This is a genomic window from Microbacterium karelineae (genome assembly GCF_009745985.1).
GTDB classification, from domain to species: Bacteria; Actinomycetota; Actinomycetes; order Actinomycetales; family Microbacteriaceae; genus Microbacterium; species Microbacterium karelineae.
This window is the reverse complement of sequence record NZ_WFIX01000175.1, coordinates 48,377-72,035: the sequence shown is the minus strand read 5'-3', so window position 1 is coordinate 72,035 and position 23,659 is coordinate 48,377. Positions and strand designations below refer to the sequence as shown.

Annotated in this window: 25 protein-coding genes; 15 read left to right on the top strand and 10 right to left on the bottom strand. The window is 69.6% G+C overall.

The annotated features are described in order from the left end of the window. Nucleotides 1-8 precede the first annotated feature (8 nt). Entirely contained in the window at nucleotides 9-941 is a 933-nt protein-coding gene (locus GB932_RS03535) for an SDR family oxidoreductase (protein ID WP_156759331.1), read from the top strand. Between the two features lie 97 nt (nucleotides 942-1,038). Continuing rightward, a complete protein-coding gene (fbaA, locus tag GB932_RS03530) occupies nucleotides 1,039-2,070 on the top strand; it encodes a class II fructose-bisphosphate aldolase (protein WP_156759330.1) in 1,032 nt (343 codons plus the stop codon). Nucleotides 2,071-2,135: 65 nt separating this feature from the next. On the opposite strand, the gene GB932_RS03525 is transcribed toward fbaA, so the two are convergent. From GB932_RS03525 to GB932_RS03520, 3 genes are all read right to left on the bottom strand, one after another. Further along, entirely contained in the window at nucleotides 2,136-3,107 is a 972-nt protein-coding gene (locus GB932_RS03525; protein ID WP_197517282.1) for a D-alanyl-D-alanine carboxypeptidase family protein, read from the bottom strand. Between the two features lie 71 nt (nucleotides 3,108-3,178). After that, entirely contained in the window at nucleotides 3,179-3,718 is a 540-nt protein-coding gene (locus GB932_RS19135; protein ID WP_197517281.1) for a DUF6264 family protein, read from the bottom strand. Beyond that, nucleotides 3,715-4,758: a 4-hydroxy-3-methylbut-2-enyl diphosphate reductase gene (locus tag GB932_RS03520; RefSeq protein WP_156759328.1), complete on the bottom strand. Its 1,044-nt coding sequence runs from the start codon at nucleotides 4,756-4,758 to the stop codon at nucleotides 3,715-3,717. Before GB932_RS03520 ends, GB932_RS19135 begins: the two co-directional genes overlap by 4 nt. Before the next feature lie 52 nt (nucleotides 4,759-4,810). On the opposite strand from GB932_RS03520, the gene xseA reads away from it, so the two are divergent. The 5 genes from xseA to GB932_RS03495 are packed head-to-tail and all read left to right on the top strand — an operon-like array spanning nucleotide 4,811 to nucleotide 9,063. Beyond that, nucleotides 4,811-6,103: an exodeoxyribonuclease VII large subunit gene (gene xseA, locus GB932_RS03515; protein ID WP_231915983.1), complete on the top strand. Its 1,293-nt coding sequence runs from the start codon at nucleotides 4,811-4,813 to the stop codon at nucleotides 6,101-6,103. 1 nt (nucleotide 6,104) lies between these two features. Then, the gene (locus GB932_RS03510; RefSeq protein WP_197517280.1) at nucleotides 6,105-6,353 is read left to right on the top strand and encodes an exodeoxyribonuclease VII small subunit; all 249 of its coding nucleotides are present in this window, start codon (nucleotides 6,105-6,107) and stop codon (nucleotides 6,351-6,353) included. Further along, the gene (locus GB932_RS03505; RefSeq protein ID WP_156759325.1) at nucleotides 6,353-7,003 is read left to right on the top strand and encodes a DUF4245 family protein; all 651 of its coding nucleotides are present in this window, start codon (nucleotides 6,353-6,355) and stop codon (nucleotides 7,001-7,003) included. Before GB932_RS03510 ends, GB932_RS03505 begins: the two co-directional genes overlap by 1 nt. Next, nucleotides 7,000-7,659 (top strand): carbonic anhydrase, encoded by a 660-nt coding sequence (locus GB932_RS03500; RefSeq protein ID WP_231915982.1) that lies wholly within the window; start codon nucleotides 7,000-7,002, stop codon nucleotides 7,657-7,659. Before GB932_RS03505 ends, GB932_RS03500 begins: the two co-directional genes overlap by 4 nt. A gap of 15 nt (nucleotides 7,660-7,674) precedes the next feature. Next, entirely contained in the window at nucleotides 7,675-9,063 is a 1,389-nt protein-coding gene (locus GB932_RS03495) for a class II fumarate hydratase (RefSeq protein WP_156759324.1), read from the top strand. Nucleotides 9,064-9,193: 130 nt separating this feature from the next. Here GB932_RS03495 and phoH2 read toward each other — a convergent pair whose 3' ends face one another. Beyond that, nucleotides 9,194-10,483, bottom strand: coding sequence for an RNA 5'-3' helicase PhoH2 (gene phoH2 / locus GB932_RS03490; RefSeq protein WP_231916021.1), 1,290 nt, complete (start codon nucleotides 10,481-10,483; stop codon nucleotides 9,194-9,196). A 248-nt stretch (nucleotides 10,484-10,731) separates the two neighbouring features. Beyond that, entirely contained in the window at nucleotides 10,732-11,571 is an 840-nt protein-coding gene (locus tag GB932_RS03485; protein ID WP_156759322.1) for an isoprenyl transferase, read from the bottom strand. A gap of 81 nt (nucleotides 11,572-11,652) precedes the next feature. Here GB932_RS03485 and trhA point away from each other — a divergent pair, with 81 nt between their 5' ends. Then, complete coding sequence (gene trhA, locus GB932_RS03480; protein ID WP_156759775.1) at nucleotides 11,653-12,345, top strand: PAQR family membrane homeostasis protein TrhA; 693 nt, start codon at nucleotides 11,653-11,655, stop codon at nucleotides 12,343-12,345. Here the strand turns inward: trhA and GB932_RS03475 are convergent. Next, nucleotides 12,329-12,631 (bottom strand): hypothetical protein, encoded by a 303-nt coding sequence (locus tag GB932_RS03475; protein ID WP_156759321.1) that lies wholly within the window; start codon nucleotides 12,629-12,631, stop codon nucleotides 12,329-12,331. The genes trhA and GB932_RS03475 overlap by 17 nt on opposite strands. Nucleotides 12,632-12,705: 74 nt before the next feature. Here GB932_RS03475 and GB932_RS03470 point away from each other — a divergent pair, with 74 nt between their 5' ends. Together GB932_RS03470 and greA are read left to right on the top strand one after the other, a co-directional pair. Then, nucleotides 12,706-13,098 (top strand): DUF4307 domain-containing protein, encoded by a 393-nt coding sequence (locus GB932_RS03470; RefSeq protein ID WP_156759320.1) that lies wholly within the window; start codon nucleotides 12,706-12,708, stop codon nucleotides 13,096-13,098. Nucleotides 13,099-13,147: 49 nt separating this feature from the next. Then, entirely contained in the window at nucleotides 13,148-13,639 is a 492-nt protein-coding gene (gene greA / locus GB932_RS03465; RefSeq protein WP_156759319.1) for a transcription elongation factor GreA, read from the top strand. Nucleotides 13,640-13,697: 58 nt separating this feature from the next. Here the strand turns inward: greA and ilvA are convergent, their stop codons facing one another. From ilvA to trpD, 4 genes are read right to left on the bottom strand one after another with little or no spacing between them, the layout of a single operon-like run. Next, nucleotides 13,698-14,933, bottom strand: coding sequence for a threonine ammonia-lyase (ilvA, locus tag GB932_RS03460; protein WP_156759318.1), 1,236 nt, complete (start codon nucleotides 14,931-14,933; stop codon nucleotides 13,698-13,700). After that, the gene (locus tag GB932_RS03455) at nucleotides 14,930-16,135 is read right to left on the bottom strand and encodes an AI-2E family transporter (RefSeq protein WP_156759317.1); all 1,206 of its coding nucleotides are present in this window, start codon (nucleotides 16,133-16,135) and stop codon (nucleotides 14,930-14,932) included. The genes ilvA and GB932_RS03455 overlap by 4 nt, the downstream gene beginning before the upstream one ends. Before the next feature lie 47 nt (nucleotides 16,136-16,182). After that, a complete protein-coding gene (locus GB932_RS03450) occupies nucleotides 16,183-16,749 on the bottom strand; it encodes a LemA family protein (RefSeq protein ID WP_156759316.1) in 567 nt (188 codons plus the stop codon). Nucleotides 16,750-16,803: 54 nt separating this feature from the next. Then, nucleotides 16,804-17,865 carry an anthranilate phosphoribosyltransferase gene (gene trpD / locus GB932_RS03445; RefSeq protein WP_156759315.1) on the bottom strand — a complete coding sequence of 354 codons (1,062 nt, stop codon included), beginning with the start codon at nucleotides 17,863-17,865 and terminating at the stop codon, nucleotides 16,804-16,806. Between the two features lie 176 nt (nucleotides 17,866-18,041). Between trpD and ctaE the strand changes: the two genes are divergently transcribed. The 5 genes from ctaE to GB932_RS03420 all read left to right on the top strand — a co-directional run bounded on the left by ctaE (nucleotide 18,042) and on the right by GB932_RS03420 (nucleotide 23,650). Continuing rightward, entirely contained in the window at nucleotides 18,042-18,710 is a 669-nt protein-coding gene (gene ctaE, locus GB932_RS03440) for an aa3-type cytochrome oxidase subunit III (RefSeq protein ID WP_156759314.1), read from the top strand. A gap of 22 nt (nucleotides 18,711-18,732) precedes the next feature. After that, complete coding sequence (gene qcrC / locus GB932_RS03435; RefSeq protein WP_156759313.1) at nucleotides 18,733-19,539, top strand: cytochrome bc1 complex diheme cytochrome c subunit; 807 nt, start codon at nucleotides 18,733-18,735, stop codon at nucleotides 19,537-19,539. A gap of 35 nt (nucleotides 19,540-19,574) precedes the next feature. Then, nucleotides 19,575-20,630 carry a cytochrome bc1 complex Rieske iron-sulfur subunit gene (gene qcrA, locus GB932_RS03430; RefSeq protein WP_156759312.1) on the top strand — a complete coding sequence of 352 codons (1,056 nt, stop codon included), beginning with the start codon at nucleotides 19,575-19,577 and terminating at the stop codon, nucleotides 20,628-20,630. Next, the gene (gene qcrB / locus GB932_RS03425; protein WP_156759311.1) at nucleotides 20,627-22,327 is read left to right on the top strand and encodes a cytochrome bc1 complex cytochrome b subunit; all 1,701 of its coding nucleotides are present in this window, start codon (nucleotides 20,627-20,629) and stop codon (nucleotides 22,325-22,327) included. The genes qcrA and qcrB overlap by 4 nt, the downstream gene beginning before the upstream one ends. Nucleotides 22,328-22,456: 129 nt before the next feature. Beyond that, nucleotides 22,457-23,650, top strand: a complete 1,194-nt coding sequence (locus GB932_RS03420; RefSeq protein WP_156759310.1) for a Gfo/Idh/MocA family protein — start codon at nucleotides 22,457-22,459, stop codon at nucleotides 23,648-23,650. The last annotated feature ends 9 nt before the right edge of the window (nucleotides 23,651-23,659 follow it).

Sequence of the window (23,659 nt, the reverse complement as noted above, 5' to 3'; positions counted from 1 at the left end):
GGCAGACCATGCCTCGCACCATCGACATCCCCGACCTCCGCGGGAAGCTCGCGATCGTCACCGGAGCGAGCGACGGGATCGGTCAGGTGATCGCCACCCGACTCGCGATGGCAGGCGCCGATGTCATCATGCCCGTGCGCTCACCAGCCAAGGGCGCCGCCGCAGCGGATCGGATCCGCCAGCGGGCGCCCGGTGCCGACGTCGCGACGCGGGCGCTCGACCTCTCGTCGTTGGATTCGGTCGCGGCGCTGACCCGCGATCTCGACGCAGAGGGGCGTCCGATCGACATCCTCGTCAACAACGCCGGTGTGATGCAGCCTCCGACACGACAGACGACCGGCGATGGCTTCGAGCTCCAGCTCGGGACCAACCACCTCGGGCACTTCGCCCTGACGATCGGCCTGCTCCCCTTGCTGCGTGCGGGCCGCGCCCGCGTGACCCACCAGACGAGCATCGCCGCCCGCTCCGGAGAGATCGACTGGGACGACCTGAACTCCGAGAGGGAGTACGACGCAATGAAGGCGTACGTGCAGTCGAAGATCGCCGTCGCTCTGTTCGCGCGCGCGCTCGATGCGCGGAGCAGGGCCGAGGGGTGGGGCGTCACGAGCAACATCTCCCACCCCGGGGTGAGCCCCACCAATCTGTTGGCCGCGCAGCCGGGAATGGGCCGAGACAGAGCGACATCGGGGCGGCGGATGATCGGTCTTCTGTCCAGGATCGGCCTCGCCGGCACAGTCGAGGGCGCGGCGCAGCCGGCGCTGCTCGCCTCGACAGGACCCGAGGCCCGTGGCGACGAGTTCTACGGGCCGCGCCGGCTCACGGCAGGCCCTCCCTCACGGCGGCGGCACTGGTCGACGTTCGCCGATCTGGACGATGCGACACGGCTCTGGCAGATGTCGGAACGCCTGGTGGGCGAGCGCTTCTCCCTGCAGGGCGACTGACCGCTGGACCCGCGCGGCCCGGAACGCGCCTCGGCACCTGACCGCAGAGCGTCTAGGCTGTGAGGGCTCTCACCACTCGACACGAAGGAGCCGCGCCATGCCGGTCGCAACCCCGGACCAGTACGCCGAGATGTTCACGCGCGCGAAGGAGGGCGGCTACGCCTTCCCCGCGTTCAACGTCTCGAGCTCGCAGACGATCAACGCCGTCCTCCAGGGCCTGACGGAGGCCGGTTCCGACGGCATCATCCAGGTCACGACGGGCGGCGCCGACTACTTCGCCGGCCACACCGTCAAGGCCCGCGCGACCGGCGCCATCGCGATGGCGCAGTACGTGCGCCAGGTCGCGAAGAGCTACCCCGTCACGGTCGCCGTCCACACCGACCACTGCCCGAAGGACGCGCTCGACACCTTCCTCCTCCCCCTCCTCGACGCGAGCGAGGAGCAGGTGAAGGCCGGCGGCGAGCCGATCTTCAACTCGCACATGTGGGACGGCTCGGCCGTGCCCCTCGACGAGAACATCGCCATCGCCCAGGACCTCCTCCCCCGCACGCACGCGATCGGCTCGATCCTCGAGATCGAGGTCGGCGTCGTCGGCGGCGAAGAGGACGGCGTCAAGCACGAGGGCTCGAACGACGCCCTCTACACGACCGTCGGCGACGTCACGAAGGCCGTCGAGGCGCTCGGTCTCGGCGAGAAGGGCAAGTACATCTCCGCCCTCACCTTCGGCAACGTGCACGGCGTGTACAAGCCCGGCAACGTCAAGCTGCGTCCCGAGCTGCTCGGCGAGATCCAGGAGGGCATCGCCTCGAAGTTCGGCACGGGCGAGAAGCCGCTCGACCTCGTCTTCCACGGTGGATCCGGATCCACCGACGAGGAGATCGCGACCGCGGTCGCCAACGGCGTCATCAAGATGAACATCGACACCGACACGCAGTACGCGTTCACGCGCTCAGTCGCCGGCTACATGCTCGAGAACTACGCGGGCGTGCTCAAGGTCGACGGCGAGGTCGGCAACAAGAAGCAGTACGACCCCCGCGCGTGGGGCAAGGTCGCCGAGGCAGCCATGGCCACGCGAGTGATCGAGGCGACGCGCCAGCTCGGCTCGCACGGCCGCTCGATCAGCGCCTGACCGACGCAGTCACGACGAACACCCCGCGGAGGAATCCGCGGGGTGTTCGTCGTCTGGGGGTCCGCCTACCCGGCGAGCTCGCGCTCGATCGACGCATACAGCGCGCGCGACGCGGCGAAGCGCGCGTCGTCGTCCGGCTGGCCGAGCACGACCACGAAGACGCGGATCATCTCCCCTGCCACCTCGACGTCCTTCGCCGACAGCAGGTTGCTGCCGTCGAGCGTGCCCGTCTTCACCCCGACCACGCCCGGATCCGCGAGGAGATCATTCGTGTTCTCGACGTGCCCCGCGCCCGGGAGGTCGACCTCCCGCGTCGCGACGATCTCGGCGACCACGGGATGCGCGAGCGCCAGCCGGCCGACCTCGATGAGCGCGGCAGCCGTCGCCGTGTTGCGCGGGTCGATCCCCGTCGCCTCGGCCATCGTGATGCCGTCGATCCCGCGCGCAGCGAGGTAGTCGGCCGCCGCCGCGGCGAACGACGCCTGATCGCCCCAGATGCTCTCCACGAGGATGTCGGCGTAGTTGCACGCGGACCCGAGGAGCATGCCCTGCATGAGCTGGTACTGCGTGAGCATCCCGTCGACCGGCACCTTCAGCGCCGACTCGCCGCGCGCGAGGTACTCCTCGTATTCGCGCTGCCACTGGTCCGTGAACCAGTAGTCGCCGCCCTGCTGCCCTGGCTCGAGGGGGCGCGCCTCGAGCACGACGAGCGCCGTGATCACCTTGCTGACCGACGCCATCGGGAGCGGCCCGCCCGACGACGCGACGGGATCCGCGTCGCCGACCGCGTAGGCGGCCGCGCCGGTGCTCGGCCACGCGATCTCGGCGCCACCGGAGTCGGCCTGCGGCGTCTCTGCGGAACCGCCTGCCGCCGGGGCGCTCGATGACGCGGCAGGCGGATCCGAGACCTGCTCGACGATCTGCACCGCCAGCGCCGTGCCGCCCGCGACGACGACCGCCACCAGGGCGACCACGGCGAGGATCCTCGTCGGGCGGAGCCGGCGCCGACGAGGGGCACCGCGCGGGGGAACGTCCATTCCCCCATGCTCGCCGATCCGGCGCACGATCCGCATCCGGGAGATCCCCGATCTCCTCCTGCGGAGGATCCCTACTGGTCGATGCCCTGCATCTCCAGGATCGCGCTCATGACGTTCGGATCCGTCGCGAACGGGATCGCGACGATCAGCGCGCCCACGAGGCTGAACACGATCCCCGCGAGCAGTGCGATCCACCACATGGACTTCCCGGCCGATCCGCGCCGCCAGACGAACCACGTGGTCGCCAGCCATCCGGCCATCATGACGACGATGGCCGCGACACCGGCCGAGCGCAGAGCGTCGTAGTCGGCGAACTCGACGTCGCCGATCCTCATGGCCTCGAGGAGGGCCGACGGATCCGTGTAGAGCCCGATCCCGCTGATGACGTTGTACAGGCCGAACGCGAGCAGGGCGATCGTCACGACGCGGTCGCCGAGGCGCGAGCGCGGCGCGGCGCGCTTCGGCGGGTCGACGTCGGGCGGACCGTCCTGCGGGACGAGCGCCGGGTCGATCTCGGGCGCGGGGTGCCCCGCGCGCACCGCCTGCTCCTCGGGGCGAGCGTATTCGCCGAACTGCGGCCGAGGGCGCTCCGCGGGCGCTCCGTCGTTCACTGCTGCCCCCCTCGACCGCCGCGCGGACGGTCGCCGCGGAGCTCCTTCGGCAGCGAGAACATCAGGTCCTCCTCCGCCGTGCGCACCTCCTCGACCTCCGCGTAGCCCGCGCGGGCGAGCTCGCGCATGAGCTCCTGCACGAGCACGTCGGGAACGCTGGCGCCGCTCGTGATGCCGACCGTCCGCACGCCGTCGAGCCACTCCTGTCGCACCTCGTCGGGGTAGTCGATCCGGTACGCCGCCTTCGCGCCGTACTGCAGCGCGACCTCGACGAGGCGCACGCTGTTGGACGAGTTCGCCGAGCCGACGACGATCACGAGATCCGCCCCCTCGGCGACCTTCTTGATCGCGACCTGACGGTTCTGCGTCGCGTAGCAGATGTCGTCGGACGGCGGATCCTGCAGCTCGGGGAACCGCGCGCGGAGGCGGTGGACCGTCTCCATCGTCTCGTCGACCGACAGCGTGGTCTGCGACAGCCACACGAGCCGCGAGGGGTCGTCGACCTCGACCGAGTCGGCCTCGTCGGGGCTGTTGACGATGGTGACGTTGTCGGGGGCCTCGCCGGCGGTGCCTTCGACCTCCTCGTGGCCCTCATGGCCGACGAGCAGGATCTGGTAGTCGTCGCGCGCGAAGCGCACGGCCTCGCGGTGCACCTTCGTCACGAGCGGGCACGTCGCGTCGATCGCCTGCAGGCCGCGCTCGGCGGCCGAGTCCACGACCGCTGGCGAGACGCCGTGCGCGCTGAACACGACGTGGGCGCCCTCGGGCACCTCGTCGACCTCCTCGACGAAGATCGCCCCCTCCGCCTCGAGCTCGCGCACGACATGGATGTTGTGCACGATCTGCTTGCGCACATACACGGGTGCGCCGTAGCGCTCGAGCGCCTTCTCGACCGTGATCACGGCGCGATCGACGCCGGCGCAGTAGCCGCGCGGCGCCGCGAGCAGCACCTTCTTCCGACCCTCGACGGGGAGGTCGCGGAGTGGTTCGCGTCGCACGGGGATGCGCGGGACGGGCAGCGAGACGGCGGTTGCGCTCATCCCACCAGGGTACGTGTCTTCGTTTGTCAGACCGCCCGAATACGCTGAAACCGTGACCTCCTTCCAGCCGAATCCGAGCCCCGACGACGCGCCGTCCGGCGACGCGGTCGCGCCGCGCGAATCCGGCCCCGACCGCCCGACGTCGGTCGGGCGGCTCAACCAGACCATCAAAGCCGCGATCGACACGTGGGGTGCCGTGTGGGTCGAGGGCGAGATCACGCAGTGGAATCGCCGCGGGCGGAACGTGTTCGGCGGTCTGAAGGATCTCGCCTCCGACGCCCAGGTGAGCCTGCAGATCTGGTCGAGCGTCCTGCAGCGGATGGGCGACGAGTTCGCCGTCGGCGACCACGTCGTCGCATGTCTCAAGGCCGACTACTTCACGAAGCGCGGCTCGTTCGCCTTCCAGGTCACCTCGATGAAGCACGTCGGCCTCGGCGCCCAACTCGAGCGGCTCGAGCGGCTGCGCCGCCAGCTGCACGCGGAAGGGCTGTTCGATCAGGCGCGCAAGACGCCTCCCCCGTTCCTCCCCGACTGCATCGGCCTCATCACGGGCGCGCAGTCCGATGCCGAGAAGGACGTCCTGCGCAACGCACAGCTGCGCTGGCCGCAGGTGCGGTTCCGCACGATCCACGCGGCCGTGCAGGGCGAGCGCAGCGTGCCCGAGATCCTCGACGCCCTCGCGGCGCTCGATGCGGATCCCGAGGTCGACGTCATCATCATCGCCCGCGGGGGCGGCGATCCCCAGACCCTGCTCGGCTTCAGCGACGAGCGCCTCGTGCGCGCCGTCGCGGCCGCTGCGACACCCGTCATCAGCGCGATCGGCCACGAGAACGACCGCCCGCTGCTCGACGAGGTGGCGGACGTTCGCGCGTCGACCCCCACCGACGCGGCGAAGCGCGTCGTCCCCGATGTGGGCGAGCAGCGCGCGCTCGTCGACCAGCTGCGCTCGCGGCTGACGATGCGCCTGCAGCAGCAGGTGCAGCACGGGATCCAGCAGCTCGAGCAGGTGCGCTCGCGCCCGTCGCTGCGCGACCCCGAGTCGATCGTGCGCGACCGCCAGCAGGAGATCTACCTCGCCGTCTCGCGAGGCCGCGACCTCACGGTGCGCCTGATCGACCGGGCCGAGCGCCGCGCCGCCGAGCTGCGCGCCTCCGTGCGCGCCCTGTCGCCCGCCGCGACGCTCGCGCGCGGGTACGCGATCGCGCAGGGCGAGGACGGATCCGTCATTCGAGACGCCGCCCAGGCGCCCGAAGGCGCGCCCCTCACCGTCGTCCTCGACCGCGGAGCGATCTCCGCGACCTCGCGCGGCGAGACCGCGTCCGTCACCTCCCGAACCGAAAAGTAGGATGGACACGATGACCGATCAGGCCCCCGACGTCTCCACGCTCTCGTTCGAGCAGGCACGCGACGAACTCGTGCGCGTCGTGTCCGAACTCGAACAGGGCGCGCCCACGCTCGAGCACTCGCTCGCGCTCTGGGAGCGCGGCGAGGCGCTCGCCGCGCGCTGCGAGGAATGGCTGCTCGGCGCCAAGCGGCGCCTCGACGCGGCGCGGGACGACGCCGATGCCGCGGCCGCCGACGGGTCCGACTCGTGATGGCGCGCGCGCCGCGCGTCGTCGCCCACCTGGGTCGACCCGAGACGGCCGAGGAGACGGCCGCGCGCAAGGCCGAGAACTCGCGTCGCTATCGCCAGAGTCAGAGCTTCCGCAACCTGATCATCGCGCTCGTGGTCAGCCTCGCGGTCGTCGCCGTCGTCTACTTCGTCGTGCCGCGCGGCGACCTCGCCGAGCCCGCCCAGCCCGATGTCGGCGGCATCGCGGCGCAGGCGTCCGAGCAGTTCGATCGCACCGTCATCGTGCCCGACGCGCCAGACGGCTGGGGAGTCAACCTCGCCGAGATCGACGCCGGCACACCCGCAGTGTGGACCGTGAACTTCAACGACATACCCGACGCCGCGCGATCGTTCCTGCGCTTCGCCCAGGCCTTCGATGCCGACGACGCGTGGGCCGCGCAGACGCTCCGCGGCGCGGCCCCGACGGGGGCCGTCACGATCGATGGCGTCGAGTGGGACGAGTACGAGATCGGCGATCCCGACTCGGCGGGCAATGTGTCATACGCGCTCGGCGCACAGGCCGGGCCCGATCATGTGCTGATCTACGGCGCGGCCGAAGCCGACACGGCCGCGATCATCGCGTCCGCCGTCGCTGACGACATCGCCACCCTGCAGAAGGAGGACACCCCGTGACCGACGACCTGACCCCCGCACAGGCCTGGCAGCGCATGCGGGACGGCAACGCCCGCTTCGTCGCCGGCGAGCCGAGCCATCCGCACCAGGACGTGCAGCGCCGGCAGAAGATCGCGGTCGCCCAGCGCCCGACCGCCGCCCTCTTCGGCTGCAGCGACTCTCGACTCGCCGCCGAGATCATCTTCGACATGGGCCTCGGCGACCTGTTCGTCGTGCGCAACGCCGGTCAGGTCACGGGCGAGTCGATCATGGGCTCGCTAGAGTACGCCGTCGACGTGCTGAAGGTGCCCCTCATCGTCGTCCTCGGGCACGACGAGTGCGGGGCCGTGCGCGCCGCGATCGACAGCGTCCAGCCCGACGCGCCCCTTCTCGCGCCTGCCATCTGGCGCCAGGTCTCCCCGATCGTCCCCGCCGTGCGCAGGGCCCGTCAGGAGCAGGTCGAACGCGGCGACGATGCGACCGAGATCAGCTCGTGGCGCGTCGGCCAGCTGCACCTGCGCGACACGATCACCGCGATCCTGCACTCGTCCGAGCTCATCAGCGACGCCGTCGCGAGCGGACGCCTCGGGCTCGTGGGTGCCAACTATCGACTTGCTGAGGGCACGGCCGTGCCCGACGTCACGCTGGGAGTCGCGGACGACACCGCGACCGATTGATCGGAGGAGACGCAAGTGACCGAGTACCGCATCGAACACGACACGATGGGTGAGGTGCGCGTCCCCGTCGACGCGCTCTACCGCGCCCAGACGCAGCGCGCCGTCGAGAACTTCCCGATCTCCGGGTCGGGTCTCGAGTCGCGCCACATCGCAGCGCTCGCCCGCATCAAGAAGGCCGCCGCCCTCGCGAACAAAGACCTGGGCACCCTCGACGGCGACGTCGCCGACGCCATCGCCTGGGCCGCCGACCAGGTCGTCACCGGCGAGTACGACGACCAGTTCCCCGTCGACACCTACCAGACCGGCTCCGGCACCTCGTCGAACATGAACATGAACGAGGTGCTCTCGTCGCTCGCGACCGAGAAGCTCGGATCCGAAGTGCACCCGAACGACCACGTCAACGCGTCGCAGTCGTCGAACGACGTCTTCCCCACCTCGGTGCACGTCGCGGTGACCGAGGCGCTCATCACCGACCTCGTCCCGGCGCTCGACCACATCGCGAAGGCGTTCGAGAAGAAGGCCGTGGCATGGAAGGACGTCGTCAAGGCGGGGCGCACCCACCTGATGGACGCCACCCCCGTCACGCTCGGCCAGGAGTTCGGCGGATACGCACGCCAGATGCGGCTCGGCATCGAGCGCGTCGAAGCCGCCCTCCCGCGCGTCGCCGAGGTGCCGCAGGGCGGTACCGCGACCGGCACCGGCATCAACACGCCCAAGGGCTTCCCGCAGAAGGTCATCGCGAACCTCGTCGCTGAGACGGGCCTGCCGCTGACCGAGGCCGTCGACCACTTCGAGGCGCAGGCGAACCGCGACGGACTCGTCGAGGCCTCGGGCGCGCTGCGCACGATCGCCGTCTCGCTCACCAAGATCAACAACGACCTGCGCTGGATGGGGTCCGGGCCCAACACGGGCCTCGGCGAGCTGCGCCTACCCGACCTGCAGCCCGGCTCGTCGATCATGCCCGGCAAGGTCAATCCGGTGATCCCCGAGGCGACCCTCATGGTCTGCGCGCGCGTCATCGGCAACGACGCGACGATCGCCTACGGCGGCGCATCGGGTGCGTTCGAGCTCAACGTCGCGATCCCCGTCATGGGCACGGCGCTCCTCGAGTCGATCCGCCTGCTCGCCAACGCGACGCGCGTGCTCGCCGACAAGACGATCGACGGCCTCGAGGTCAACTACGAGCGCGTCGCCGCGCTCGCCGGCATGAGCCCATCGATCGTCACACCGCTCAACAAGCTCATCGGCTACGAGGCGGCCGCGAAGATCGCGAAGCACTCGGTCGCGAAGGGCATCACCGTGCGCGAAGCCGTCCTCGACCTCGGCTACGTCGAGCGCGGCGAGCTCACCGAAGAGCAGCTCGACGAGAAGCTCGACCTGCTCTCCATGACGCACCCCGGGTGAACTTCGCCGCCAGAGGGGCGACGAAGTTCACCTGACCCGATGGGCGGATCCGGCTCCGCCGTCCGCCGGACTTCGCCGCTGCGACGAGGGGCGCATGGCCGATGGCCATGCGCCCCTCGTCGTCGGTCGATCAGCTGAGCTCGTCGCCCTCCAGCAGGCTGGTCACGAGCGCCGCGATCTCGCTGCGCTCGGAGCGGGTGAGAGTGACGTGACCGAACAGCTCCTGACCCTTGAGCGTCTCGATCACGCTCGCGACGCCGTCGTGCCGCCCCACGCGCAGGTTGTCGCGCTGCTGCACGTCGTGCGTGAGGACGACCTTCGAGTTCTGACCGATGCGGCTCAGGACGGTCAGGAGCACGTTCCGCTCGAGCGACTGCGCCTCGTCGACGATCACGAAGGCGTCGTGCAGGGAGCGCCCGCGGATGTGAGTGAGCGGCAGGACCTCGAGCATGCCCCGCTCGACGACCTCGTCGAGCACGTTCTCCGAGACGACCGAACCCAGCGTGTCGAACACGGCCTGCCCCCACGGGGTCATCTTCTCGCCCTGGTCGCCCGGCAGGTAGCCGAGCTCCTGGCCGCCGACCGCGAACAGAGGCCGAAAGACGATGATCCGCTTCTGCTGCTGGCGCTCGAGGACCGCCTCCAGACCGGCGCACAGCGCGAGAGCCGACTTGCCGGTTCCGGCGCGCCCGCCGAGAGAGACGATGCCGACCTTCTCGTCGAGCAGGAGGTCGATCGCGATGCGCTGTTCGGCGGATCGGCCGTGCAGGCCGAACACGTCGCGATCGCCGCGCACGAGCCGGAACTCACCGTCCGTCCCCGTCACGCGTCCGAGCGCCGATCCCCGTTCGGACGAGATCACGAGCCCCGTGTTCAGCGGCAGCCCGCGCGCGTCCTCGTGCATGGCGACCTCGGCTTCGTAGAGGTCGGACATGTCGTCTCCCGACACAGCGAGGGAAGTGATCCCCGTCCATCCCGAGTCGACCGCCTGCTCGGCGAGGTACTCCTCGGCCGTGAGGCCGAGCGACGCCGCCTTGACCCGCATCGGCATGTCCTTCGAGACGATCGTGACCGTCTGACCGTCGGAGGCGATGTTCGCGGCGACCGCGAGGATCCGCGAATCGTTGTCCCCCTGCCGCATCCCGCTCGGCAGCACCGACTGATCCGAGTTGTTCAGCTCGACCCGCACCGTGCCGCCCGACGAGGTCGGCACGGGGAAGTCGAGGCGCCCGTGCTCGACGCGCATGTCGTCGAGGTACCGCAGCGCCTGCCGCGCGAAGTAGCCGATCTCGGGATCGTGTCGCTTGTTCTCGAGCTCCGTGATGACGACGACGGGGATCACCACCGAGTGCTCCGCGAAGCGGAACAGGGCGCGTGGGTCGCTCAGCAGGACGGAGGTGTCGAGAACGTAGGTGCGCAGGTCCGAATCCTGCTTCGCCGACGTCGGCGCGGCGGCGCGCCTGCGGGTGGTCTTCGTGGTGGATGCGGTCACGGCCCACTCCCCTCAGCCGGGCTGTCGCCCGGTTTCACGAGTCGACCTGTGGGCCACGAGTCGCGATCCGTGAGGCCGACCCGACCGGGCACTCTGCCCGATGGGACGAACGTAAATCACATGGGTGTGATTCGGAAGGACCCCGCGCGGATTTCACCCGCCGTTCACACAGCGGGTCACTTGCCGAAGCGTCGGTCTCGCGATCCGTAGTCGCGGATCGCGCGCAGGAAGTCGACCTCGCGCAGGTCCGGCCCGAGCGCCTCGACGAAGTAGAACTCGCTATGGGCGCTCTGCCAGAGCAGGAAGTCGCTCAGCCGCTGCTCCCCCGAGGTGCGGATCACGAGATCCGGGTCGCGCTGGCCGCCCGTGTACAGGTGCTCGCCGATGACCTCCGGCGTGAGGCTGGCCGCGAGCTCTTCGAGCGTGCCGCCTCGGGAGTCGTGCTTCTGGATGATCTTGCGCACGGCGTCGACGATCTCGTAACGCCCGCCGTACCCGACGGCGAGATTCACGTGAAGGCCGCCGTTGTCCTTCGTGCGCACGGCGGCGTCACGCAGCGCGCTCAGCAGGAAGTCGGGCAGGTTGTCCTCACGCCCCACGTGCTGGACCCGCCAGTCACCGCGTCGGGACAGGCGCCCCGCGAGCCCCGCGATGATCTCGATGAGGTCCTGCAGCTCGCCGCTGTCGCGCTTGATCACGTTGTCGTTCGACAGCAGGTAGAGGGTGACGACGTCGACCCCCAGCTCGTCGCACCAGCCGAGGAACTCGACCATCTTGTCCGCGCCCGCCCTGTGGCCGTGTGCGGGGGTCTCGAATCCGAGCTGCCGTGCCCACCGCCGGTTGCCGTCGATCATCATCGCGACGTGATGCGGCACCCGCTCGGTGTCGATCTGTCGACGCAGGCGCGTCGCGTAGACGCGATAGAGGGGACCCGTCCCCTCGTTCGACCGCGAGCTGCTGACCACTCGACGACGATACCGCGCGGCCGATGCCCGCGCGGCGTCGTGCGACGTCATGTGTCGCTCCTGGAATACGCGGCCGCGTAGGCTCGGCGGATGACCTCGCCCGAGACGTCGCCCTCCGACGACGGTGCTCAGATGCCCCGGCTCCCCCTCATCGAGGCCGACGCGGCCGTTCCGGCCGAGGTGAAACCGAGTTGGCGCGGCTGGATCCACGCCGGGACCGCGCCCGTCGCCCTCGTGGCAGGCATCGTCCTGATCAGCCTCGCGCAGGGCGCCCCGGCCAAGTGGGCGTCAGCCGTCTTCGTGCTGTCGTCGCTGCTGCTGTTCGGGAACTCCGCCGTCTATCACCGGTTCCACTGGGGTCCGCGGGTCAAGGGCGTGCTCAAGCGCATCGATCACGCCAACATCCTGCTGCTGATCGCCGGCACGTACACGCCGATCGGCGTCCTCGCGCTCCCGCCGGAGAAGGGCGTGATCCTCCTCTGCCTCGTGTGGGCGGGAGCCGCACTCGGCATCCTCTTCCGCGTGCTGTGGATCGGCGCGCCGCGCTGGCTGTACGTCGCGCTCTACCTCGTGCTCGGCTGGGCGGCGGTCATGTACATGCCGGACCTGCTCGCCGCGAACCTCGCGATGATGGTGCTCGTCATCGTCGGCGGCGTGCTCTACTCGGTGGGCGCGGTCGTCTACGCGCTCAAGCGCCCCAACCCATGGCCGAGCCACTTCGGGTTCCACGAGATCTTCCATGTGTGCACGGTCCTCGCGTTCCTGTGCCACTGGGCGGGGTCCCTGCTGATCGCGCTCGACCCCGCGTTCAACGCGGGGTCGTAGACCCCGGATCCGCGTCGTCGGCGTCCTCGTCGGCGATCCGCGTGTCACCGCCGTCGTCCGCCTGTGCCGCGGCCTCCTCGGCGTCGAGCATCTCCTGCACCTCCGCGCGGTAGCGCACCCTGCGCACGCGGCGCAGCATGTCGAGCACGAGCAGCACGACGACCACCACGAGGAGCGCGACGACCAGGAATCCCATCGGTCCGGGCGTGACGCTGTCGGGGTCGACGGTCGGCGTGGGCACGGGAGTCTCCTCGAGGCCGGTGGGGACGACGAAGATGGTCGGCATCGAGCTGCTCCCGAGGTGAGGGCGGTTAATGTGGAACCTCCCCACCCTATTCCTCCCCCGCCTGAGAGGTGCGCGTGACGACCCGAGAGCAGCTCGACGACCGCTACGGCCGCACGCGCCGCGGCGTCGTGCGCGGCTGGTGGATCGCCGTGGCGATCGTCGCCGTCTGCATCGTGGGTCTCGCGGGCTGGATGGTGTTCGCGAGCAGCGCGGCCGAGGTCGACGCCGACGATCTCGGGTACGAGGTGACGAGCGACGGCACGGTCGATGTGTCATTCCGCATCACCTCGACGAGCGGATCCGATGTCGTCTGCATCCTCGAGGCTCTCGACGAGAGCTTCGGCGTGGTCGGGTGGCAGGTCGTCGAGATCCCTGCGACGGAGTCGATCGGCGCCGACTACACGCGCACTGTCCGGACCGTCGACACGGCGACGACAGGTTACGTCAACAGCTGCTCCCTCCGGTAGATTCGTCCGGATACGCTGGCTCTCGGATCCACGGATCTGTGTAAGGAGAATGATCGTGTCGAATGAGACCGTGCCCTTCCTCACCCAGGAGGCCTACGACCGCCTGGCCGCCGAGCTCGAGACTCTCTCGACCGTCGGGCGCGAGGAGATCGCGAAGCGCATCGAGGCGGCCCGAGAAGAGGGCGACTTGAAGGAGAACGGCGGCTATCACGCCGCCAAGGACGAACAGGGCAAGCAGGAGGCGCGGATCCGCCAGCTGGCCGCGATCCTCAAGGACGCCCAGATCAGCGATGCGCCCGAGGCCGACGGGACGGTGCGCCCCGGGACGGTCATCACGGCGCTGATCCTCGGCGATGAGGAGCGGTTCCTCCTCGGCAGCCGCGAGATCGCGGGCGGCACCGAGCTCGACGTCTACAGCGAGAAGAGCCCGCTCGGCTCGTCGATCATCGGCATGAAGGTCGGCGACAAGGGGTCCTACGAGGCGCCGAACGGCAAGAGCATCCCCGTCGAGATCGTCGCCGTCGACACCTTCACGGGCTGATCCCCCGCAGTCGCGACGAGGGGCCCATCACGCGATGGGCCCCTCGTCGCGTCTGCGATCAGTCGGGGACGATGTCGGGCCGGAAGCCGCCCGATCGCAGGGCCTCGAGTACGAGCGCGCGATGCTCCTCACCACGGGTCTCGACCGAGATCTGCAGGACGACCTCGCTGATCTGCATGCCCTGACCGTGGCGGGTGTGCAGCACCTCGATGACGTTCGCGCCTGTCTGGGCCAGGAGCTCGGACACCTGCACGAGCTGACCCGGCCGGTCCGGGAGCGGGATCCGGATCGTCATGTAGCGGCCCGCCGCGGCGAGACCGTGGGCGATGACGCGCTGCATGAGGAGCGGGTCGATGTTCCCCCCGGAGAGGATGACGGCCGTCTTGCCGTGCGCGCGGATCTTCCCGGCGAGGATCGCGGCGACGCCCACGGCGCCGGCCGGCTCGACGACCTGCTTCGCGCGCTCGAGCAGCGACAGGAGCGCGCGGGCGATGTCGTCGTCGCTGACGGTGACGACCTCGTCGACGAGCTCCCGGATGATGGCGAACGGCGCGTCTCCCGGTCGGGAGACGAAGATGCCGTCGGCGATCGTCGGCTGCGTCGTGATCGTGACGGGTTCGCCCGCCTCGAGCGACACGGGATACGCGGCGGAGTTCTCCGCCTGCACGCCGATGATGCGCACCTGACGCCCCTCGGCCGCAGCCTTCGCCTTCGCGGCCGCCGCGACGCCCGCGATCAGGCCGCCGCCGCCGATCCCCATCACGATCGTCTCGACATCCCCTGCCTGCTCGCACAGCTCGAGGCCGAGCGTGCCCTGGCCGACGATGATGTCTCGGTGGTCGAACGGGTGGATCAGCACGGCGCCCTCGCGCTCGGCATGCTCGGCGGCCAGGCGCAGGCCGACGTCGACGGCGTCGCCCTCGAGGACGACCTCGGCCCCATAGCCGCGGGTCGCGAGGAGCTTGGGGACCGGCACGCCCAGCGGCATGTAGATCGTGGCCGGGATGCCGAGCTGCTGCGCGGCGAGGGCCACACCCTGCGCGTGGTTTCCGGCCGACGCGGCGACGACCCCCCGCGCGCGCTCCTCCGGCGTGAGCCTCGACAGGCGATGGGTCGCCCCGCGCACTTTGAAGGATCCGGTGCGCTGCAGGTTCTCGAGCTTGAGGATCACCTCCTCGCCGAGGACGTCGCTCAGGTGCTGCGACGGCTGGATGGGCGTGCGCTCGATGACCGGCGCGAGCCCCCGCGCCGCCTCCTCGAACTCACTCAGCGTCGGCAGGTCGACGTGCGTCATTTGTCCTCCTCGTCTGCGCGCCCGATCGTGCGGGGCTCGGTTCTCCAGATCAGATCGTTCTCAGGCACGTCGCCCGTACGCCAGGATCCCGTCGACAGCGTCACTGCCACGACGTTCACGAAGGCGGCCAGCGGGACCGCAAACAGCGCGCCGGCGATGCCGCCCGCCATCGACCCCGCGAGCACGACGAGCACGACGGCCAGGGGGTGCACCTTGACGGCGGCGCCCATCACGAGCGGCTGCAGGACGTGGCTCTCGAGCTGCTGCACCACGAGCACGACCGCGAGCATCGCGAGCGCGACGAGCGGCCCGTTGTAGGCGAGGGCGATCAGCACGGCGAGAGCCCCCGACACGATCGCGCCGAGGAAGGGCACGAACGAGGCGAGGAAGACGGTCACGCCGATCGGGATCGCGAGCGGGACGCCGAGCAGCGCGGCGCCGACCCCGATGCCGATGCCGTCGATCGACGCGACGAACATCTGCGTACGCGCGTAGTTGACGAGCGTCTCCCAGCCGTTGCGCGCCGCGCGATCGATCGCCACGCGCGCCTGCTGGGGGAACAGCCGTGTGGTCCACCGCCAGATCCCCTCGCCGTCGAAGAGCAGGCAGATCAGTGTGAAGAACGCCAGCAGGACGCCGGCGCCGACGTGACCCAGCGTCGACCCGATCGACAGCGCGCCGCTGACGAGCACATCGCTCTGCTCGCCGACGAAGTCGGTCACGAAGCCCACGACCTCGGTGACGATCTCCTCGGGGAACACCCCGATCGAGAGGATCCAGTCCTGCAGGTCCCCCCACCGCTCGACAGCGCGCTCGCGCACGACCGCCGCCTGCTCCGACACCTGCCAGACCACGAGCCAGATGAGGCCTGTGACGATCGCGATCGTCCCGACGAGGGATCCGACGAGCGCGAGGGGCCGAGGCACGCGACGCGCGAGCATCCAGCCGAACGCCGGCCAGAGGAGCGCCGTCAGGAGGATCGCGATGAGAACGGGGACGACGATGATCTTGAACTGGATGACCAGCCACACCCCGAGCGCGACGACCCCGGCCAGCAGCAGGAGGCGCCACGCGTACGCCGCCGCGACGCGCAGGGGGCGCGGCACCGCATCGGCGACCGGCGGATCCTCCGCTGGAGCCGTCGGCGCCTGCTCGGCCGGACGCCCGAACAGACCACGCCGCCGCCGGGACCTGTCGCTCATCTCAGCGAGTCTATTCCCGGCGGCGGCGTGCTGCTGCGCGCGGCGCGTCAGAACTGCACGCGCGGCGGCTGCCGCACGGAGGCCGCATCCTCGACCTCGAAGAACTCGCGCTCGGTGAAGCCGAGGCCGCGCGAGAAGAGGTTGTTCGGGAACTGCTTGATCTTGATGTTCAGCTCGCGCACGCCGCCGTTGTAGAAGCGCCGCGACGCCTGGATCTTGTCTTCGGTGTCGACGAGCTCGTTCTGCAGCTGCAGGTAGTTATGGCTCGCCTGCAGCGCCGGGTACGCCTCCGCGACGGCGAAGATGCTCTTGAGCGCCTGCTGCATGTGGTTCTCGGCGACGCCGGCCTGCGCGGGTCCCTCCGCTCCGAGCGTCTCCGCGCGAGCGCGCGTGACGTTCTCGAAGACCGCCTTCTCGTGCGCCGCATAGCCCTTGACCGTCTCGATGAGGTTCGGGATGAGGTCCGCGCGGCGCCTCAGCTGCACGTCGATCCCACTCCAGGCCTCGTCGACGCGCGTGCCAAGCGCCACGAGCGAGTTGTATGTCGCCCAGAGATAGATGCCGGCGATCACGATGACCGCGACGACGATCAGGACGGGTACGAGCCATTCCATGAGATTTCCCCCTGTTGTGGTCTTCTCGTCGATCCTACGTGCCGACCCTGGCCGTCAGGCGGATCCGGCCAGCGTCGAGGCGGCGACCCATGCGTCGAGCTTCGCGGTCGCCCGGCCGTCGTCGACGGCGGCGGCGGCCTCGCCGAGTGCCTCCGTCAGGCGCTGGATCATGTTGCGATCGGCCTGCGTCGGATCCTCCGAGAGCCGATAGGCGACGATGCCTGCCGCGGCGTTGAGGAGGACGATGTCGCGCACGGGGCCCTGCTCGCCGGCGAGCGTGCGCCGGAGTGTGTCGGCGTTCTCGACCGGCGTGCCCCCGAGGAGGTCGTCGATCGTCGCCGTCGCGAGGCCCACGTCGCGCGGATGGATGTCGAACTCGTGCATGTCGCCGTTGGTGATCTGCCAGATGCGGCTGTAGCCCGTCGTGGTGAGCTCGTCGAGGCCGTCCTCGCCGCGGAACACGAGCGCCGTGGCACCGCGGGTGCGGAAGACGCCCGTGATGATCGGGACCGTCGCGAGCGAGGACACGCCCACGGCGTTCGCCTCGGCGCGAGCCGGATTCACGAGCGGCCCGAGGAAGTTGAACACGGTGGGGACGCCGAGCTCGGCGCGAACGGGCGCCGCGTGCTTGAAGCCCGGGTGGAACGCGGCCGCCCAGGCGAAGGTGATCCCGGCCTCGTCGAGCACGCGCGCGACGGCCTCCGCCGGGAGCCGCAGATCGATGCCGAGCTCGCCGAGCACGTCCGACGCCCCCGTCTTCGAGCTGACGGCGCGATTGCCGTGCTTGACGACAGGGATCCCCGTCGCCGCGACGATGATCGATGCGGTCGACGAGATGTTGACGGTGCCGTAGCCGTCACCGCCCGTGCCGACGATGTCGAGCACGCGTGGGTCGACCGGCAGCGGGACGGCGGCGTCGAGGATCGCGTCGCGGAAGCCGATCACCTCCTCGACCGACTCGCCCTTCGCGCGGAGGGCCATCAGGAGGCCCCCGAGCTGCGCCCCCGTCGCCTCGCCCTGCATCACCTGGCGCATCGCCCACTCGGCCTGCGACACAGTCAGGTCCGTCCCGGAGACGGCAGCGGTCAGGAGCTCGGGCCACGTGGGGTGCGTCATAGGGGCGATGTTAGGGGATCCGCGCGTCCTCGACACGGCGTAGAAATTCGTCCCGAACCCGTCGCGACACCTGTCGTCACCGGCGTTCTCCGCGCGTGACCGGCACTTTCCCATGCGCACCTGGGGGCATTCAGGGGGATCTCGGAGCGGGTTAGGCGCACCTTCCTTCGCGCGAGATGCAAAGATCACCCCCCGGCATCGGCAATAATGGACGGGTGACGACCCCAGCTACGTATGCCCCTGCGCCCAGAACGGTGAAGCGCCCTGATCCTGTCAGCGTCGGCACGATCGTGTGGCTCGGCTCCGAGGTCATGTTCTTCGCGGGCCTCTTCGCCATCTACTTCACTCTCCGCAGCACCTCGCCGGGGCTGTGGGAGGAGCAGACCTCGCTCCTGAACGTGCCGTTCGCCTTCATCAACACCGTGATCCTGGTGCTCTCCTCCGTCACGTGCCAGTTCGGCGTGTGGGCGGCAGAGCGCATGCAGCCTCACACGATCAAGGGGCAGGGCTGGAAGTCGTGGGGCATGATCCCCTGGTTCTGGCTGACCTTCGCGCTCGGCGCGATCTTCGTCTCCGGTCAGGTCTGGGAGTACGCACAGCTCATCACCGAGGGCGTCACGCTCTCCAGCGACTCGTACGGCTCGGCCTTCTACCTCACGACGGGCTTCCACGCGCTGCACGTCACGGGTGGCCTCATCGCCTTCCTCCTCACGCTGGGCCGCGCGTTCGCCGTCAAGCGGTTCACGCACAAGGAGGCCACGACCGCGGTCGTCGTGTCGTACTACTGGCACTTCGTCGACGTGGTCTGGATCGCCCTGTTCCTCGTCATCTACTTCCTGCAGTAAAGAGCGGAGCAACACCACACTCATGGCACGAGAGAAGACCCAGCGCCGCTCGCGCGGTCGCCGCAGCCCCTTCGCCGCGGCCGCGCTCATCGCCGTCGGCCTGCTGATGACCGGCGGCCTCTACGCGGGTGCATCGGCCGCCGTCGCGGCGACCGACGACTCGGCGTCGACCACGGTCACCGCCAGCGTCGAGGACGGCGAGAAGCTGTTCCAGGCGAACTGCGCCACCTGCCACGGCCTCAACCTCCAGGGCACCGAGACGGGCCCGTCGCTGAACGGCGTCGGCGCGCTCGCCGTCGAGTTCCAGGTGTCGACCGGCCGCATGCCGATGCAGATGCAGGGCCCGCAGGCCGACCAGAAGCCCGCCCAGTTCACGGACGTGCAGATCGAGTCGATGGCCCAGTACGTGCAGACCGTCGCGCCCGGCCCCGACTACCCGTCCGAGCGCGTTCTGGACGGCGAGGGCGACGTCTCGCGCGGCGCCGAGCTGTTCCGCATCAACTGCGCGATGTGCCACAACGTCGCGGCCGCCGGCGGCGCCCTCACGCAGGGCAAGTTCGCGCCGGACATCCACGACACGTCCGCGCTGAACATCTACGCGGCGATGGTCACGGGCCCGCAGAACATGCCCGTGTTCAACAACATGAACCTCAGCGAAGAGGACAAGCGCGACATCGTGTCGGCGCTCCTCTACCAGCAGGAGGCGCAGGCGCCCGGCGGCTTCACGCTCGGCGCGCTCGGACCGGTGTCCGAGGGCCTCTTCATCTGGATCTTCGGCATCGGCGGCCTCATCGGAGTCGCCGTCTGGATCACGGCGAAGTCGAACTGAGCATGTCGAACGAAGAGGACGTGACAAGGAGCACGATGGCACACGACGATTCGCAGGTCACCGAGAAGGCGAACACGCCTTCCTCGGGCCTCGCCGTCTCGATCGATGACGCGGTGCAGAACCCGGGGCTCCCCCCGCACCGCGAGCGCATCACCGACAAGGACCCGAAGGCCGACAAGGCCGCGGAGCGCACGGTCTACACGCTGTTCTACCTGTCGGTGGCGGCCAGCATCTGGGCCGTCGCCGCGTACATGCTGTTCCCGATCGAGGACATGGAGTTCACCTCGATCCGCAACAACAACATGTACATCGGCCTCGGAATCGCCTTCGCGCTGCTCGCGATCGGCGTCGGCGCGATCCACTGGTCGAAGTCGATCATGAGCGACAAGGAGTACGTCGAGGAGCGCCACGCGACCCGCGGCTCCGAGGAGACGCGCGCCCACGTCGTGAAGGAGTTCGAGACGGCGAACGAAGAGTCGGGCTTCGGGCGTCGCAAGATGATCCGCAACTCCCTCTTCGCCGCGCTCGCCGCCTCGATCCTCCCCGGAATCACGCTGTTCCGCGGCCTCGCGCCCAACGACGGCAAGGATCCTGTCGCCCTGCTGAAGCAGACGACATGGGACGAGGGCGTGCACCTCACGCGCGACCCCTCCGGCACCCGAATCAAGGCGAGCGACGTGACCCTCGGATCCGCGTTCCACGTGATCCCCGAGACGCTGCTCGACGTCTCCCACGACGATGGCTTCCTCAACGAGAAGGCCAAGGCGATGGTGCTCATGGTGCGCATGCGACCCGAGCAGATCACCGAGCGTGAGGAGCGCAAGGACTGGTCGTACGACGGCATCGTCGCGTACTCGAAGGTCTGCACGCATGTCGGATGTCCCGTGGCGCTCTACGAGCAGCACACGCACCACCTCCTGTGCCCCTGTCACCAGTCGCAGTTCGACGTCTCCGACGAGGCCAAGGTGGTCTTCGGCCCCGCGTCCCGTCCGCTGCCGCAGCTGCCGATCACCGTCGACGACGAGGGCTACCTGATCGCCAAGAGCGACTTCACGGAGCCCGTCGGACCGAGCTTCTGGGAGATCCATTGAGCACCGTCACCGCAGCAGAAGATAAGAAGGCACCGCTCGGCGGACGATTCGTCGGCGCGACCGCGAACTACCTCGATGAGCGCACGAGCCTGTCCGGGCTCGTCAAGGCGCTCGGCCGCAAGGTCTTCCCCGACCACTGGTCGTTCATGCTCGGCGAGATCGCGCTGTGGTCGTTCGTCGTCGTGCTCATCTCGGGCACGTTCCTGACGTTCTTCTTCCAGGCCTCGATGGTCGAGACGCACTACACGGGCGCCTACGCCCCGATGCGCGGCATCCCGATGTCGGTCGCGATGGAGTCGACGCTGAACATCAGCTTCGACCTGCGCGGCGGCCTCCTCGTGCGCCAGCTGCACCACTGGGCTGCGCTCACATTCGTCGCGGGCATCGGCGTGCACATGCTGCGCGTGTTCTTCACGGGTGCCTTCCGCAAGCCCCGCGAGCTGAACTGGGTCGTCGGCTTCCTGCTGTTCGTCCTCGCGATGGCCGAGGGCTTCACGGGCTACTCGCTCCCCGACGACGTGCTCTCCGGAAACGGCCTGCGCATCATCGACGGCATGGTCAAGGCCCTTCCCGTGATCGGCCCGTGGACCTCGTACCTGCTCTTCGGCGGCGAGTTCCCCGGCACCGACATCGTGGGCCGCCTGTACGCGCTGCACATCCTGATCCTGCCGCTCATCGTGATCGCGCTCATCGCGGTCCACCTGCTGCTGATGATCGTGAACAAGCACACGCAGTTCGCCGGACCCGGCCGCACGAACGACAACGTCGTGGGCTACCCGATGATGCCCGTGTACATGTCGAAGATGGGCGGGTTCTTCTTCATCGTCTTCGGCGCGCTCGTGCTGATCGCATCGCTCGTGCAGATCAACCCGATCTGGGGCTACGGGCCGTACGACCCCTCCCCCGTGTCGGCCGGAACCCAGCCCGACTGGTACATCGGCTTCGCCGACGGCGCCCTGCGCCTCGCGCCGCCGCACCTCGACATCGAGATCCTCGGCAAGGTGTACCCCTTCGGCATCCTGCTGCCGCTCATCGTGCTCGTGGTGTTCATCCTCCTCGTCGCGATCTATCCCTTCATCGAAGCGTGGGTCACGGGCGACAAGCGCGAGCACCACATCGCCCAGCGCCCGCGCACCGCGGCGACGCGCACGGCGATCGGCGCCGCCGGCGTATGGTTCTACGCCGTCCTGTGGGCGGCCGCGTCGTCCGACCTCATCGCGACGCACTTCCGTCTCACGATGGAGGGCGTGATCCACGGCCTGCAGGCGATGCTGATCCTCGGCACCGTCGCGGTGTACTTCATCACGAAGCGCATCTGCATCGCGCTGCAGAAGAAGGACCGTGAGATCGTCCTGCACGGCTACGAGTCGGGCCGCATCGTCCGACTGCCGGGAGGCGAGTACAAGGAGGTCCACAAGCCCGTCGACGAGTACGAGCGCTGGAAGCTCGTCGCCGACGAGACCTACGAGCCCCTCATCGTCCGCCCCGACGAGAACGGCCGCATCCGCGCCTCCGAGAAGCTGCGCGGGTCGATCTCGCGCTGGTTCTTCGAGGACCGCCTGCAGCCGGTGACGAACGCCGAGTACCAGGCGTCGCTCGAGCACCAGAAGCACGCGCTCGCCGAGTACGGTTCGCCGGAGCACGGCGAGCACGGGGAGATCGACGAGCACGTCGCCGACCCCGACGACAAGCGCTGACGCATCGCGCACCGAGACGGGCCCGGATCCTTGATGGATCCGGGCCCGTCTCGTCGTCCGCGATTGACACGGGGATCGCCGTCACATAGATTGGACCGGTCCAATCCATGCAGCGTCGCAGGAGGCCCCATGCCCCTCTCCCCCACCCGCTCGATCGGCGTCGGCCTCATCAGCGCCGGCTGGATGGGCCGCCTGCACAGCCGCGCGTATCGGATGATCCCGCTCGTCTACCCCGAGCTGGGCCTGCGCCCGCGGCTCGTGCACGCCGCCGATGCGGCGGAGGCCGGGCGCGTTGCCGCCAGCGACGTGCTCGGCTACGAGCGGGTGTCGAGCGACTATCGAGCCGTGCTGGCCGATCCCGAGGTGGACGTGGTCTCGATCTGCGCGCCCAACTTCCTGCACGCGGAGATGGGCGTCGCCGCGGCTCGGGCCGGCAAGCCGTTCTGGATCGAGAAGCCGGTCGGCCGGTCCGCGGCCGACACTGCCGCGGTGCGCGACGCGGCGATCGCCACGGGGGTCGCCACGAGCATCGGCTTCAACTATCGGCACCCTCCCGCGATCGCGCGGGCGCGCCAGCTCATCGCGGACGGCGCCCTCGGATCCATCACGAACATCCGCGGGCGCATCTTCGGCGGCTTCCACGCCGACCCGCAGACCCCGCGCGCCTGGCGCTTCGTGCGCGATCAGGCCGGCAGCGGCGTGCTGGGCGACCTCATGGGCCACCTCGTCGACCTCGTGCACTTCCTGACGGGCCCGATCGGATCCGTGACCGCGACGACGGGGACGTTCATCACCGAACGCCCCGGCCTCCCCGGCACGCCCGATGAGGGGCGCCTCCTGCCGGTCGAGAACGACGACTACGCGAACATGCTCATCCGCTTCGACGACTCCGCCGTCGCCGCGGGCGCCCTCGGCACACTCGACGCCTCGTGGATCGCCGTCGGGCCGAAGGCCGAGTACGCGATCGAGGTCTTCGGCACGCGGGGCTCGCTGCGCTGGGACTTCGAGCGCATGGGCGAGCTCCGGCTCGCCATTCGGCGCCCCGGCGAGGGCGTCGGCTACACGCGGCTCGTCGCCGATGACGCGTTCCCCGAGTACGCGCGCTTCCAGCCAGGTTCGGGCACGCCCATGGGCTACGACGACCTGAAGGTCATCGAGGCGAAGAAGTTCCTCCTCGCCGCCACGGGAGCCGCCGCCGAGAACTCGAACGTTCACGACGCGCTCGCGTCGGCGCAGGTGCTCGCCGCGGCCGAGGAATCGGCGGCGAGCGGGCGCTGGGTCGACACACCGGCCGTCCCGGGGCACACCGGTCACGCCCGATAGCGGCCCGCG